Origin of the sequence: Cupriavidus taiwanensis (genome assembly GCF_900250075.1) — a bacterium.
Taxonomy (GTDB): Bacteria; Pseudomonadota; Gammaproteobacteria; order Burkholderiales; family Burkholderiaceae; genus Cupriavidus; species Cupriavidus taiwanensis_C.
On sequence record NZ_LT977071.1, the window covers coordinates 2,363,205 to 2,375,894 of the forward strand.

14 protein-coding genes are annotated in these 12,690 nt (G+C 69.1%); 10 read left to right on the forward strand and 4 right to left on the reverse strand.

Features of this window, described 5'->3' with window-relative positions; all coding sequences use genetic code 11:
• Positions 1-5 precede the first annotated feature (5 nt).
• Entirely contained in the window at positions 6-1,226 is a 1,221-nt protein-coding gene (locus tag CBM2588_RS26995) for a pyridoxal-phosphate-dependent aminotransferase family protein (RefSeq protein WP_115683751.1), read from the reverse strand.
• Positions 1,227-1,397: 171 nt separating this feature from the next.
• Between CBM2588_RS26995 and CBM2588_RS27000 the strand changes: the two genes are divergently transcribed.
• From CBM2588_RS27000 to CBM2588_RS27020, 5 genes are all read left to right on the forward strand, one after another.
• On the forward strand, positions 1,398-2,135 hold the full coding sequence (locus tag CBM2588_RS27000) for a GntR family transcriptional regulator (protein ID WP_115683327.1): 738 nt from the start codon (positions 1,398-1,400) through the stop codon (positions 2,133-2,135).
• A 121-nt stretch (positions 2,136-2,256) separates the two neighbouring features.
• A complete protein-coding gene (locus tag CBM2588_RS27005; RefSeq protein ID WP_115683328.1) occupies positions 2,257-2,541 on the forward strand; it encodes a hypothetical protein in 285 nt (94 codons plus the stop codon).
• 113 nt (positions 2,542-2,654) lie between these two features.
• Entirely contained in the window at positions 2,655-3,758 is a 1,104-nt protein-coding gene (locus tag CBM2588_RS27010; protein WP_115683329.1) for a malate/lactate/ureidoglycolate dehydrogenase, read from the forward strand.
• A gap of 76 nt (positions 3,759-3,834) precedes the next feature.
• Positions 3,835-4,770, forward strand: a complete 936-nt coding sequence (locus CBM2588_RS27015; protein WP_115683330.1) for a 2-hydroxy-3-oxopropionate reductase — start codon at positions 3,835-3,837, stop codon at positions 4,768-4,770.
• Between the two features lie 17 nt (positions 4,771-4,787).
• A complete protein-coding gene (locus CBM2588_RS27020; protein WP_115683331.1) occupies positions 4,788-5,657 on the forward strand; it encodes a DMT family transporter in 870 nt (289 codons plus the stop codon).
• Here the strand turns inward: CBM2588_RS27020 and CBM2588_RS27025 are convergent.
• Together CBM2588_RS27025 and CBM2588_RS27030 are read right to left on the reverse strand one after the other, a co-directional pair.
• Positions 5,654-6,229, reverse strand: coding sequence for a flavin reductase family protein (locus CBM2588_RS27025; protein WP_115683332.1), 576 nt, complete (start codon positions 6,227-6,229; stop codon positions 5,654-5,656). The genes CBM2588_RS27020 and CBM2588_RS27025 overlap by 4 nt on opposite strands.
• Positions 6,226-7,404 carry an acyl-CoA dehydrogenase family protein gene (locus tag CBM2588_RS27030; protein ID WP_115683333.1) on the reverse strand — a complete coding sequence of 393 codons (1,179 nt, stop codon included), beginning with the start codon at positions 7,402-7,404 and terminating at the stop codon, positions 6,226-6,228. Before CBM2588_RS27030 ends, CBM2588_RS27025 begins: the two co-directional genes overlap by 4 nt.
• 147 nt (positions 7,405-7,551) lie before the next feature.
• Here CBM2588_RS27030 and CBM2588_RS27035 point away from each other — a divergent pair, with 147 nt between their 5' ends.
• Positions 7,552-8,538, forward strand: a complete 987-nt coding sequence (locus tag CBM2588_RS27035; protein ID WP_111517074.1) for an AraC family transcriptional regulator — start codon at positions 7,552-7,554, stop codon at positions 8,536-8,538.
• Between the two features lie 62 nt (positions 8,539-8,600).
• Here the strand turns inward: CBM2588_RS27035 and CBM2588_RS27040 are convergent, their stop codons facing one another.
• Positions 8,601-8,744 carry an entericidin A/B family lipoprotein gene (locus tag CBM2588_RS27040; protein ID WP_012355598.1) on the reverse strand — a complete coding sequence of 48 codons (144 nt, stop codon included), beginning with the start codon at positions 8,742-8,744 and terminating at the stop codon, positions 8,601-8,603.
• Positions 8,745-9,058: 314 nt separating this feature from the next.
• Here CBM2588_RS27040 and CBM2588_RS27045 point away from each other — a divergent pair, with 314 nt between their 5' ends.
• The 4 genes from CBM2588_RS27045 (at position 9,059) to CBM2588_RS27060 (ending at position 12,690) form a co-directional block, all read left to right on the forward strand.
• Positions 9,059-9,331 (forward strand): DUF2188 domain-containing protein, encoded by a 273-nt coding sequence (locus CBM2588_RS27045; RefSeq protein WP_115683334.1) that lies wholly within the window; start codon positions 9,059-9,061, stop codon positions 9,329-9,331.
• 209 nt (positions 9,332-9,540) lie between these two features.
• Positions 9,541-9,741, forward strand: coding sequence for a hypothetical protein (locus CBM2588_RS27050; protein WP_115683335.1), 201 nt, complete (start codon positions 9,541-9,543; stop codon positions 9,739-9,741).
• 181 nt (positions 9,742-9,922) lie between these two features.
• A complete protein-coding gene (locus CBM2588_RS27055; RefSeq protein ID WP_115683336.1) occupies positions 9,923-10,234 on the forward strand; it encodes a hypothetical protein in 312 nt (103 codons plus the stop codon).
• Between the two features lie 182 nt (positions 10,235-10,416).
• Positions 10,417-12,690, forward strand: coding sequence for a VTT domain-containing protein (locus CBM2588_RS27060; protein ID WP_115683337.1), 2,274 nt, complete (start codon positions 10,417-10,419; stop codon positions 12,688-12,690).

Genomic DNA, 12,690 nt, shown 5'->3' on the forward strand with positions numbered 1-12,690 from the left:
TGCGCTCAGGCGGCGGCCTTGAGCACCGGCTTGTCGGCGTGCGCGGCCAGCGAAGCCATCGCCGCGGCTACGCCGCTGCCGGCAAGCGGCACGCCTGCCAGCTTCAGCCCCATCTCGCAACCGGCGAGCGTCGCCATCAGGGTCAGGTCATTGCAATCGCCGAGATGGCCGATGCGGAACATGCGGCCGCGCATCTTGCCCAGCGCCTGCCCCAGCGACATGTCGAAGCGCTCGTAGATGAGCTTGCGCACCGCATCGGCGTCGACGCCGTCGGGCATCATCACGCCGGTCAGCACCGGGCTGTACAGCGCCGGGTCGGCGCACTGGATCTGCAGGCCCCAGGCGCGCACGGCGTGGCGTGTCGCCTCCGCCAGCCGCTGGTGGCGGGCGAAGACCTGTTCCAGGCCCTCGCCCAGGATCATGTCGAGCGCTTCGGACAGGCCGTACAGCAGGTTGGTGTTGGGCGTGTACGGCCAGTAGCCGTTCTTGTTCGATTCGATGATCTCGGCCCAACCCCAGAACGCGCGCGGCAGCCGGGCGTGCTGGCTGGCGGCGATCGCCCTCGGCGAGAGCGCGTTGAAGCTGATCCCCGGCGGCAGCATCAGGCCCTTCTGCGAGCCCGACACGGTCACGTCGACGCCCCACTCGTCATGGCGATAGTCGGCCGAACCCAGGCCCGAGATCGTGTCCACCAGTAGCAGCGCCGGGTGGCCGGCGGCATCGATGGCGCGGCGCACCGCGGCGATATCCGAGGTCACGCCGGTCGAGGTCTCGTTGTGCACTACACAGACCGCGCGAATCGCATGGCCGCTGTCCTCGCGCAAGCGCGCCTCGATCATGTCCGCCTGCACCCCGCGGCGCCAGCCCTCGATGCCGGGCAGGCCCAGGAATTCCGGCCGCAGGCCCAGCGCCTCGGCCATCTTCTTCCACAGGGTGGCGAAATGCCCCGTCTCGAACATCAGCACGTGGTCGCCCGGGCTGAGCGTGTTGGTCAGCGCCGCTTCCCAGGCACCGGTGCCAGACGCCGGGTAGATGATCACCGGATGCCGGGTCTTGAAGATTTCCTTGATGCCGGCCAGCACCTTGCGGCCGAGTGCGCCGAACTCCGGGCCACGGTGATCGATGGTCGGATAGCTCATCGCGCGCAGGATACGGTCCGGCACCGGGCTCGGGCCCGGGATCTGCAGAAAGTGGCGGCCAGAGGGATGGAAATCGAGGTGAATCATGGAAATCATGCCTCCTTGTTGTTTTATGAATTTTGAATGCAATCGACTATAGCAGAGCGATCGATGTGATCCAAGGCGAAACTTACGGCAATTTGTGATGGTTAACCCCGCGTTTTGAAGCCAGGAAGCAAGATGCAGTAGAATCCGCGCCAAGTGGATAGAGGATATTGAATGCAAAAACCATATTGCGATGCAGATGCGGCGGCTGTTGACCAGCACGTTCCACCGCCCTCGCTGCCGCGCCTGGCACGCCCGCGCCTGCACGACACCGTGGTCGAGCACCTGCGCCAGTTCATCGTCGAAGGCGTATTCGCGCCGGGCACAAAGCTCAATGAGCGCGAGCTGTGCGAGACCCTGGGCATCTCGCGGACGCCGCTGCGCGAGGCGCTCAAGGTGCTGGCGGCCGAAGGCCTGATCGATCTTCTGCCCAACCGCGGCGCCAGCATCTCGCGCATGACCGAGGCCGAAGTCAGGGAGAGCTTCGAGCTGATGAGCGGGCTGGAGGCGTTTTCCGGCGAACTGGCCTGCGAGCGCATCACTGCGGCTGAACTGGCGCAGATCAAGGCGCTGCACTACGCGATGCTGGCTTGCCGCGCCCGCAACGACCTGCCGGGCTACTACAGCCGCAACCAGGAGATCCACGACCGGATCAACGAGGCCGCGCGCAACGGCGCGCTGCGGCAGACCTACCAGTCGATCAACCGCCGCCTGCAGGCGCTGCGCTTCCGCTCCAACCAGCAAAGCGGCAAGTGGGACGAGGCGGTCGAAGACCACGAGGAGATGATCCAGGCGCTGGAAGCCCGCGACGGCAAGCGGCTGGCGGCGGTACTGAAGCGCCACTTGCTGGAGAAGCGCGACGCGGTGCTGCCCCTGGTATCGGGCGACGCCACTGGCACAAGAATCTTCTGAAAGCGGGGTACGCGTAACCGCAGCGCAGCGTTTTACCGTGCCGGGGCCGGATTTTTCTTGCCTCCATGCGAATACTGTATATATTTACAGTACCTGTATGGATGAACAGTGGAGCCCCGGCATGGAACACCTGATCCGCGTGCAAAACGACTATGACCGCCAGGTGCTGGCCTGGCTGCGCGGCCGCATTGGCGACGCCGCGCTGCAAAGCGCGGTGCATCGGCTGGCAAGTCCGCGCAAGCCCTACCTGTCCACGATCTGCCGCAGCCTGGGCATCCGCCCGCCCAGCCGGCGCCAGTTCGCCGCCGAGACGGCGCGCATGCACCGCACAGTGGGCGACAGCTACCTGGCCCGCATCAGGGAAATCCTGGCAAGAGGCCCTGCGCAAGTGGCCCCCCACCGGTAGGCATTTGCCGATCACCGGCCACGCGCGAGCCGGACGTATCATGAAAGCCCCCTTGCCGTCACACGGCAACGGGGCTTTTTGTTTCGCAACGTATTCCTCCCTCCAAGGCCGACATGAGCGAACTCCGCATTCCCACCCGCGCGCTGCACCAGTGGGTCACCGATCTCTGGCTTGCCGCCGGCAGCAGCCCCAAGGAGGCGCAACTGACGGCCGACCACCTGGTCGGCGCCAACCTGAGCGGGCATGACTCCCACGGCGTCGGCATGATCCCGCGCTATGTGCTGGCGTGGCAGGCCGACGAGCTGCAGCTGAACCGGCAGGTCAGCGTGCTGCAGGACGCCGGCAGCCTGCTAAGCCTGGACGGCAACCGCGGCATGGGACAGGCGGTAACGGCGCAGGCCATGGAGATGGCCATCGCCCGCGCCCGCGAGCACGGCGTCTGCGTGATGGGGCTGCGCCAGTCGCACCACCTCGGGCGCGTCGGCCACTGGGCCGAGCAGGCCACGGCGGCGGGCCTGATCTCGATCCACTTCGTCAACGTGCTGTCCAAGCCGATCGTGGCGCCCCACGGCGGCTACGACGCACGCTACGGCACCAATCCGTTCACCATCGGCGTGCCGATGGCCGACGAGCCGCCGCTGGTGCTGGACTTCGCCACCAGCGCCATCGCGCTGGGCAAGGTGCGCGTCGCCCATAACAAGGGCGTGCCGGTAGGGGCCGGCTGCCTGCTCGATGCGCAGGGCGAGCCCACCACCGATGCCGCCGTGATGTACCCGCCCGCCGACACGCCGCAGGGCGCCTTGCGGCCCTTCGGCGAGCACAAGGGCCACGTGCTGGCGGTGATGTGCGAACTGCTCGGCGCCGCGGTCACGGGCGGCCATACCATCCGCCCGGAAACGCTGCGGCACGAGCACGCGGTCTGGAACAACATGCTGGCGATCGTGTTCGATCCCGCGCGGCTGGGCACCAGCACCTCGTTCGGGCATGAAGTCGCGGCCTTCGCCGACTGGATGAAAAGCGCGCGGCTGCAGCCCGGCCAGACCGGCATCCAGCTGCCCGGCGAACCGGAGCGCGCCTTCCGCGCGGCCCGCGCGCAGCAGATCCCGATCGATGCCGGCACGCTGGCGCAGCTGGACGACGCCGCCGCGCGCGTGGCGGCGGCGCGGGCCAGCGCGCATCCCGTGCCTGGTCCGCTGTCTGCGCTGGCGCGCGGCTGACTATCATCAGATATGCGCCCGGCGCGGTGCGCCACGCACGCACGGGTTGACGCCTGAACCCCAACCGGACACTGACATGAGCAAGATCGGCTTTATCGGGCTTGGCGTGATGGGCAAGCCCATGGTGCGGCACCTGGTCGACGGCGGGCATAGCGTGTTCGCCCATAGCCGCAGCGGCGTGCCGCAAGACCTGCAGGATACCGGCGTGAAGGCCTGTGCCAGCGCCGAGGACGTCGCCAGGCAGTCGGAGACCATCATCCTGATGCTGCCCGACACGCCCGACGTGGAGAAGGTGCTGTTCGGCGAGCGCGGCGTCGCCGATGGCCTGGCCGATACCGCGGGCGGCGTCACGGTGATCGACATGAGCTCGATCTCGCCGATCGCCACGCGCGAGTTCGCGCGCTGCATCGAGGCGATTGGCGCGGACTATGTCGACGCGCCGGTGTCGGGCGGCGAAGTCGGTGCCAGGGCCGGCACCTTGTCGATCATGGCCGGCGGCAAGCCGGAGGTGTTCGACCGCGTGCTGCCCATCCTGCAGCTGATGGGCAAGAACATCACGCGCGTGGGCGCGGCCGGCGACGGCCAGGTGGCGAAGGTGGCCAACCAGGTGATCGTGGCGCTGACCATCGAGGCGGTCGGCGAGGCACTGGTGCTGGCGGCCCGCGCCGGCGCCGACCCGGCGCGGGTGCGCGAGGCGCTGATGGGCGGCTTTGCCAGTTCGCGCATCCTCGAAGTGCATGGCGAACGGATGATCCGCCGCACCTTCGATCCGGGTTTTCGCATCGCGCTGCACCAGAAGGACCTCGAACTGGCGCTGTCGGCCGCGCGCGAGCTGGGCGTGGGCCTGCCCAATACGGCGTCGTGCCAGCAGCTGTTCAATGTCTGCAACGGGCTGGGCGGCGCGGCCTGGGACCATTCCGGGCTGGTCCGGGCGATCGAGCACTTGTCTTCATTCGCCCTCGGCGACTCCGACGAGACCGGCGAGAGCAGCGACGGAAGGCCCGCCGGCTAAGCGCAAGACCGGCCCGCATGCCGCATGCAAACACCGCGCTGCTGACCGCGCTGGCGATGCTGGCGTTCGCCGGCAATTCGCTGCTGTGCCGGCTGGCGCTGAAGGGCACCACCATCGACGCCGGCACCTTCACGCTGGCGCGCGTCGCGGCCGCGGCGGCGGTGTTGTGGCTGATCGTGGTGGCGCGGCGGCAGGCCGGACGCCACGGCGCGGGCGCCATGACGCTGGGCGGCAACTGGGTATCGGCGCTGGCGCTGTTCTGCTATGCCGCGGCGTTTTCGTTCGCGTATGAACGCCTCAGCGCCGGCACCGGCGCGCTGCTGCTGTTCGCCGCGGTGCAGGCCACCATGACGGGCTATGGGCTCTACTCCGGCGAGCCGCTGCGCGCGCAGCAGTGGGTCGGCCTGGCGCTGGCACTGACCGGCCTGGTCTGGCTGATGCTGCCGAGCCTGGCGACGCCGCCGCTGGCCTCATCGCTGCTGATGATTGCGGCGGGCATCGCCTGGGGCGTTTATTCGCTGCGTGGCAAGCGCGCCGCGGATCCGGTCGAGACCACCGCGGGCAACTTCGTGCGCGCCGTGCCCATGGCGCTGGCCCTCGGTGCGGCGATCCAGGCGCAGCGCTCGCTGGATGCCCCGGGACTCGCCTATGCGGTGGTGTCCGGCGCCATCACCTCGGGGCTTGGCTATGTGATCTGGTACGCCGCGGTGCCGCGCCTGCGCGCCGCGACCGCGGCCACCGTGCAGCTGAGCGTGCCGGTCATCGCCGCGGTGGGCGGCACCGCGTGGCTCGGCGAGGACCTGACCTTGCGGCTGGCGCTGAGCGCGGCGGCGGTGCTGGGCGGCATCGCGCTGGTGATCCTGGGCAAGCGGGCCGAGCGCGCCTAGCCCGAGCGGGGTACGCGCGCGTCGGCAAAGCCGCCGCCATGGAACACCAGTGGCATGCCCGGCGCGGCGCCATAGGCCACCACTTCCACGACGAACAGCACGTGGTCCCCCACCGTGCGCACCGAGCGATGCCGGCAGATAAAGTATGCCAGCGTGCCGTCGATCAGCACCGTGCCGCACGGGCCGGGGCGATGGGCAATGCCGGCGAAGCGATCTTCGGCAGGCGCCGCAAAGCGCCGGCACACATCCAGCTGGGCGCTGCCCAGCACGTTGATCGCGTGGCAGGGCGCGGCGCGCAACACCGGCAGGCTGCCTGAGCTTCGCGCTAGGCACCACAGCAGCAACGGCGGCGCCAGCGACACGGAAGCGAACGCATTGATGGTCACGCCGACCGGGCGGCCATCGGCGCCGGCGGCGGTGACTACGGTCACGCCGGTGGCAAACTGCCCCAGCGCATCGCGCAAGGCGCGGCGCGCCGCGCCATCGTGGCCGATGGCGCAGGCGTCTTCGCCCTGGCCGCTGTCATTGCAGGCCTCGGTGTCGTAGGAGAGCTGGGCCAGGGCGGACATCATTGCGCTGCCGTGCGCACCTCGCCGGGGGGCGCATCGATATCCAGCCCCAGCGCCATGCGTCCGGCGTACTCCTGCTGGGCCCCGGCCTGCAGCGGATGGAAGCGTGCGCCCTGCGCATCGCGGAAGCGCCGCTCCAGGCCGGCATCGCGATAGAAGCCCGCGCCGCCGGCAAGGTCCATCGCCGCTTCCACCGTCGCCAGCACCGCGCGCGCCGCCAGCGTGCGGGCGCTCATGATGCGGCTGGTGGTGATCGCGCCGGGTGCCTGGCCGGCGGCGGCCGCGAACATCGCATCGAGCGCCAGCTGCGCGGCATCCGCTTCATTGCACAGCAGTCCCGCGGCCTCGACCGCATGCGCGTTCAGGCGCCGCTGGCGCGCCAGCTGCAGCGCGATATCCCGCGCGGCCTCGGCGATGCCGACGTAGACGGCGTAGATCAGCGGCAACGCGATCATCGCCACCGTATGCATCATCGGATGCCACACGCCTTGCGGCCGGCGCGCGGCAACGGCGGTGTCGGGCACCAGCACGCCTTCCAGCATGACATCGTGCGAGCCGGTGCCGCGCATGCCCAGCGTGTGCCAGTTCGACAGCACGCGCACGCCCGGCGTCTTCATCGGCAACGCGAAATGCAGCACGGTGGGACCGGCCTGCGGGTCGTCATAGACCGCGCAGGTCATGAACAGGTCCGCCACCGGCGCGCCGCTGGCGAAGATCTTGCGCGCGTCGACGCGATAGCCGCCGTCGACGCGCGTAGCCTTGCCGCTGCCTTGCAGCCAGTCGGAGCCGCCGCTGCCGAGCAACACCAGCTGCTCGGCGCCGACGCGCTTGAGCAGGCCTTCCACCGGCGCTTGCTGATTGCGCCAGCGCCATGCGGCCGTGGCCACCGGATGCGTATGCATGGCAAAGGCCAGCGCGGTCGAGCCGCAGTACTTGCCCAGTTCGCGCAGCACCGCGCCAAGCTCCTGGTGCGACAGCCCGGCGCCGCCCAGCTCTTGCGGCACCGCCGCGGCAAAGAAGCGGTGCGCGCGCAGGTCGTCATAGTTGGCGCTGACGAACTGCTCGCTCGCGTCGATCTCGGGCGCGCGGCCATCGAAGGTGCGGCCCAGCGTTGCGGCAAGGCCGATCCAGTCGGCCTGCGCGCCGGCGCTGGCATCCGCTGCGGAAAGGGTTTCCATGGTGTTGTCTCCGTCCGGTTATGGTGCGTGTCCCGCGCCGTTGTACGGCCACGGGCACGGTGCTAGTATCGGAGCCCGGTCCCCTCGCCCGTATGATCGGGCGTCCGGCTTTCTTGCGCGAAACCCCGGATCTGGAGGAATGTGGCCATGGATGCCTTGTCCGACCTCTTGCGCGCCGTGCAACTGAGCGGTGCCGTGTTCCTGAACGGCGAATTCAAATCACCGTGGTGCCTGATCAGTGAAGCCGATGCTGAATTGCGCGCCGCGTTCCTGCCGCGCGCCGACCGCGTGGTCTCGTATCACCTGATCACCGAAGGTGTCTGCTGGGCGCGCCTGGTCGACGACACCGGCCCCGGGGTGCGCGTCGAAGCCGGCGAATTGCTGGTGGTGCCGCAGGGCGAGCCGCATGTGCTTGGCAGCGACCTCCACCTGCAGCCCTTGCCTTCCGCGCCGCTGGTGTATGACCTGCTGCGCAACAGTCCCGGCGAAGTCATGCGGGTCTCGTACGGCGGCGGCGGCGAACACACGCGCATGGTCTGCGGCTTTCTCGGGTTCGACGACACCATGGGCAATCCGCTGCTGACGTCGCTGCCGCGGCTGTTCAAGGTAGGTCTGGGGAGCGGGCTGGAATCCGCGTGGCTGGCCTCGGCGCTGGCCTTCGCCACCTCGGAGGCGGCGGAACCGCGCGCCGGCAGCGCCACCGTGCTGGCCAAGCTGTCGGAACTGCTCTTCGTGCAGGCGGTGCGGCGCTGCATCGACACCCTGCCGGCCAATGAAAGCGGCTGGCTCGCCGCGCTGCGCGACCGCTACGTGGCGCGTGCGCTGTCGCGCATGCATGCGCGGCCGGCCTATCCGTGGACTGTCGACGAACTGGCCGGCAACGTAGGCCTGTCGCGCTCGGCGCTGGCGCAGCGCTTCACCGACCTGCTGGGGCAGCCGCCGATGCAGTACCTCGCGCACTGGCGCCTGCGCACCGCCGCGGCCGAGCTGCGCAGCGGCAACCGCTCGATCAGCGAGGTCGCCGGCGCGGTCGGCTATGACTCCGAGGCCGCCTTCAGCCGGGCCTTCAAGCGTGAATTCGGATTGCCGCCGGCCAGCTGGCGGCGCAACTGCACCGAGGCGGCGCACGCATGAATGAAAACGGCCCGCGCCTGGGGCACGGGCCGTCGACCGGCCACCACGTGGCGGTCAGTGTCTTACATTTTCTGCTTGGTGCTTTCCGCCGCGCCCTGCACCTTCTCGCCGCCGCGCTCGATATCCTTGCCGGCACCGGCCATGGTGTTGCAACCCGTGACCAGCAGCATGCCAGCGAGGGCAAACAGTGCGTATAGCTTTCTCATGATGATCTCCTTGCTTCGTGTGGATGCGGCATGCGCCGCCAGGATAGAAGAGCTCGGAATGGCTTGACCGGGCAGCCTGTTGCCCAACCGGCAATTGGATCGTAGCAATCCGTAGCACGACGAAAAGTCGGCATTCGTCCTACCGCGATGTCAGCAGAACGCGCGACATGCCACGGCGCCATGCCGCACTACGACGGTGCCAAACCCGGCGTGCCGGCTGGTCCCGAATATGCTTGTAGGACTGCCACCGATAGCCCGCGCCCGCGGGATCCTATAAAACCCCAATGTCACTGCCAGCCATCACGGAGAACACCATGACGTCACGCAGCATCCATGTGCTTCCCGCCACGACCGGCGACTCCGAATACGCCAGCGAGGGGGAATGGGCGCTTACCATCGAGGGCCTGGAAAGCGGCCCCGACGACGCGGCATTGCACTTCCCGACGCAGGAAGCCGCCATCGCTGCCGGCTGGATGCGTGCCCGCGAGGATGGCGTGTCGCTGTGCATCCATGGCCGCGACGGCCTGGTGCGTGAACGCAAGATCTACTGCCGCGATGGCCGCGGCAATGCCCGCCTCGGCCGCTAGCGGCGTCTAGGCTGGCCCGCCGTCGCGGTGCCAGCTGCCTCGCCATCATTGCCTTGCGTGCCCGCTGACACAGCGGGCCGCAACCGTTCATTGCGCCGGATGCATTGAGTCGCATCAAAGTGTCGCGCATCTTCTGCTGAAAACCTCGGGTCCACCGCCAATACTGGAGTCAGGCCACTGGCCGACGACCAGGACAACCGAGACCCGCCATGCGTTTTCTTCTTCTCCGATACCGTCCGCTGGACATCTATCCCGACCCGCTCGACGCCAGGGTGGCGGAACTGCACGATCTTGCCGAAGACATCCAGGATCGCCACGCACGCAAGTGGCGCCGGCATGGCTCCATGCTGACCCGGCATGACGGCGCGCAACCGGGCTATCCCACCGGCGACCCGAAAACGCGGCACTGATGCGCCGTGCAAGGACATTGCCTTTTCTGGCAGGAATGTGAACAAGTGTCATATCGGGTTGGCAAGACCATGACCCCTGCTGAAGAATGGTTATCCGCAGGCAAGGAACCCGATCGGCGGGTTCGCTGCCGCACCATTTTTCTGACGCAGCGACATGAATCGAACCACCCGGGAATGCGTGATGGCGTTGATTTCCAGCCTGCGTGCCAATGGGCCCATGCCCCGGCACCGGCTCGCCACCGCCAGCCGCCTGAGCGCCGCGGAACTGACCCGCGCGCTCAAATCCGCCCGCCAGATGGGCGTCGTGGCCTATGACGGCGAGCCCGACCTGCCAGCCGCGGCCGAAACTCCGCTGGTGCTGACCGGCCGGCCGTTACCGCCGCCCCGGCGCGTCACTCCCGCGCCGCGCGACAACACCCCGCACTTCGAGCCACTGCTGGATGTCTGGGGCATCGCCCGGCCCGCCACGCTGCGGCGCGGACACGCTTCCTGACACGCTTCCTGACCGGCTCCATGCCCTTCGGCACGCTGGCTCGCGCGTGCCGTTCTTACAAAGGCAGGTAAGGCGCACACGCAAAAGTCGAGCCCGGCGCGCCGGCAACGGGCGCTTGCGCAGGGTACGGAACTTGCGCGACGCTTCAGGCTATGGCTTTCGCTTCCCCCTGAGCGTGCGCAATGAGGCAATACCATCCGCCCGGCACCACGGCGTCTTCAGCGCCCACGGCGTCGCCACCACCGCATGATCCCGCCTCGCCGCCCGGCTTCCAGCTCGAACCCGGGCGCAACTGCTGGCGCGTCGAACCGTGCCGGCGCTTTGCCATGCTGGTCGACGCCGACGCCTATTTCCGCGCGCTGCGCGAGGCGCTGCCGCTGGCCGAGCACACCATCTTCATCCTGGGCTGGGACATCGACAGCCGCATGGAACTGGTCCCCGCCGGCGCGCAGGATGGCCTGCCGCCGGGGCTGCGCGACTTTCTGTGCGCGCTGGCCGACCGCCGCCCCAACCTGCGCATCTACATCCTGAGCTGGGACTACGCCATGGTGATGGCGATGGAGCGCGAATGGCTGCCCTCGGCCAGCGCGCACTGGCAGGCGCACCGGCATCTGTCGTTCCTGCTGGACGGCAATCATCCTCCCGGCGCATCGCACCACCAGAAGGTGGTGGTGCTCGACAACAAGGTCGCCTTCGTCGGCGGGCTGGACCTGACGCTGCGCCGCTGGGACGACAACCAGCACGCGCCCGGCGCGCCGCTGCGCATGGCCGAGGGGCGACCCTACGCGCCGTTCCATGACGTGCAGTGCGCGGTCGACGGCAGCGCGGCCGCGGCGCTCGGCAAGCTGTGCGCGGAGCGCTGGCTGCGCGCCAGCGGCAGCCAGCCGCGGCCGGTGGCACCGACCTCGTCGGATCCGTGGCCGCCGAGCCTGGCGCCAGAGCTGACCGACGTGCGCGTGGGCATCGCCCGCACCATGCCGATGTGCGAGGACGAGCCCGGCGTCAGCGAGATCCGCATGCTGCTGCGCGATGCCATCGCCTCGGCCCGGCACAGCATCTACATGGAGAACCAGTACTTCAGCTCCGGCGAGATCGCCAAGGCGCTGGCCGCGCGGCTGGGGCACGAGGACGGCCCGGATATCGTGCTGGTGTCGCGCCGCAACGAGAGCGGCTGGCTCGAGGCCCACAGCATGGGCGTGCTGCGCGCGCGCCTCTACCGGCAGCTGCGCGCGGCCGACAAGTTCGATCGCTTCCGCCTGTACTGCCCGACGATCCCCAACCTGCACCCCGAATGCGTCAACGTCCACAGCAAGGTGACGGTGATCGACGACGACTTCCTCACCATCGGTTCCTCCAATCTCAGCAACCGCTCGCTGGGGCTGGACACCGAGTGCAATATCGTCGTGGTCTCTGGCGGCGAGCCGCGCATCCAGGCCGCCATCGCCGCGATGCGCGCGCGGCTGCTGGGCGAACACCTGGAGGTATCGCCCGAAGCGTTCCAGGCCGAGGTGGCCGCCACGCGCAGCGTGCTCGGCGCGATCCGGAACCTGCAGCGCAGCGACGGCCGCTCGCTGGAAGACTATGTGCCGCCGCTGCCCGACGATGTCGATGCCGCGTCACCGGCGGCCAACCTGCTGGACCCGATCGAGCCGATCGACAGCGACCAGGTGCTGGCCGAGTTCGTCAGCCACGAGGCGCGCCCGCGCGTGCTCGGGCGCGTGGGGGTGATGGTGGCGCTGGCGCTGCTGATGGCGGGGCTGGCCTTTGCGTGGCGCTATACGCCGCTGCGCGAGTGGGCGGATTTCCGTGCCTTGCTGGGCGCCATCGAGCGCGTCGACGAGATGCCGCTGGCGCCCCTGGCCATGATGGGGGTCTACCTGGCCGGTGCGGTGACGATGCTGCCCGTGACGCTGCTGATCCTGGTCACGGTGGTCGTGTTCGGCCCGCTCTACGGCGCCGTGCTGGCCCTGTGCGGCACGGTGCTAAGCACCGGCGCCGGCTATCTGGCCGGGCGGCTGCTGGGGCGCCGCGCCGTGCGCCGCTTTGGCGGCAGGCGGCTGAACCGCGTCAGCCACCAGCTGGGCAAGCACGGCGTCGTCGCCATGGTGGTGCTGCGGCTGGTGCCGATCGCACCGTTCTCGCTGGTCAACATGGTGGTGGGCGCCTCGCGCATCAGCCTGCGCGATTGCCTGATCGGGACCGCGCTGGGGATGTTGCCGGGCATCGTGGTCAGTGCCTTGCTGGTGGACCGGGTCGCCGCCGCGGCGCGCGACCCGGGGCTGATCACCTTTGCGCTGCTGGCGCTGGTGCTGCTGGTGCCCGCCTCGCTGCTGCTGTTGCTGCGCCGCCGGCGCCGGCGCAATGCGGCGCGGCAGAGCGGCGGCCGCCACGACGATCCGCCCGGCCCCGGCTCGCGTTTGTCGCGGCTGGCGCGGATCGCCGGGGAACGCTCCTGA

What these genes read in the sequence shown, in the direction of transcription:
- CBM2588_RS26995 (WP_115683751.1), bottom strand. Translation starts at nt 1,226, where the DNA reads ATGATTCACCTCGATTTCCATCCCTCTGGCCGCCACTTTCTGCAGATC.
- CBM2588_RS27000 (WP_115683327.1), top strand. Translation starts at nt 1,398, where the DNA reads ATGCAAAAACCATATTGCGATGCAGATGCGGCGGCTGTTGACCAGCAC.
- CBM2588_RS27005 (WP_115683328.1), top strand. Translation starts at nt 2,257, where the DNA reads ATGGAACACCTGATCCGCGTGCAAAACGACTATGACCGCCAGGTGCTG.
- CBM2588_RS27010 (WP_115683329.1), top strand. Translation starts at nt 2,655, where the DNA reads ATGAGCGAACTCCGCATTCCCACCCGCGCGCTGCACCAGTGGGTCACC.
- CBM2588_RS27015 (WP_115683330.1), top strand. Translation starts at nt 3,835, where the DNA reads ATGAGCAAGATCGGCTTTATCGGGCTTGGCGTGATGGGCAAGCCCATG.
- CBM2588_RS27020 (WP_115683331.1), top strand. Translation starts at nt 4,788, where the DNA reads ATGCCGCATGCAAACACCGCGCTGCTGACCGCGCTGGCGATGCTGGCG.
- CBM2588_RS27025 (WP_115683332.1), bottom strand. Translation starts at nt 6,229, where the DNA reads ATGATGTCCGCCCTGGCCCAGCTCTCCTACGACACCGAGGCCTGCAAT.
- CBM2588_RS27030 (WP_115683333.1), bottom strand. Translation starts at nt 7,404, where the DNA reads ATGGAAACCCTTTCCGCAGCGGATGCCAGCGCCGGCGCGCAGGCCGAC.
- CBM2588_RS27035 (WP_111517074.1), top strand. Translation starts at nt 7,552, where the DNA reads ATGGATGCCTTGTCCGACCTCTTGCGCGCCGTGCAACTGAGCGGTGCC.
- CBM2588_RS27040 (WP_012355598.1), bottom strand. Translation starts at nt 8,744, where the DNA reads ATGAGAAAGCTATACGCACTGTTTGCCCTCGCTGGCATGCTGCTGGTC.
- CBM2588_RS27045 (WP_115683334.1), top strand. Translation starts at nt 9,059, where the DNA reads ATGACGTCACGCAGCATCCATGTGCTTCCCGCCACGACCGGCGACTCC.
- CBM2588_RS27050 (WP_115683335.1), top strand. Translation starts at nt 9,541, where the DNA reads ATGCGTTTTCTTCTTCTCCGATACCGTCCGCTGGACATCTATCCCGAC.
- CBM2588_RS27055 (WP_115683336.1), top strand. Translation starts at nt 9,923, where the DNA reads ATGGCGTTGATTTCCAGCCTGCGTGCCAATGGGCCCATGCCCCGGCAC.
- CBM2588_RS27060 (WP_115683337.1), top strand. Translation starts at nt 10,417, where the DNA reads ATGAGGCAATACCATCCGCCCGGCACCACGGCGTCTTCAGCGCCCACG.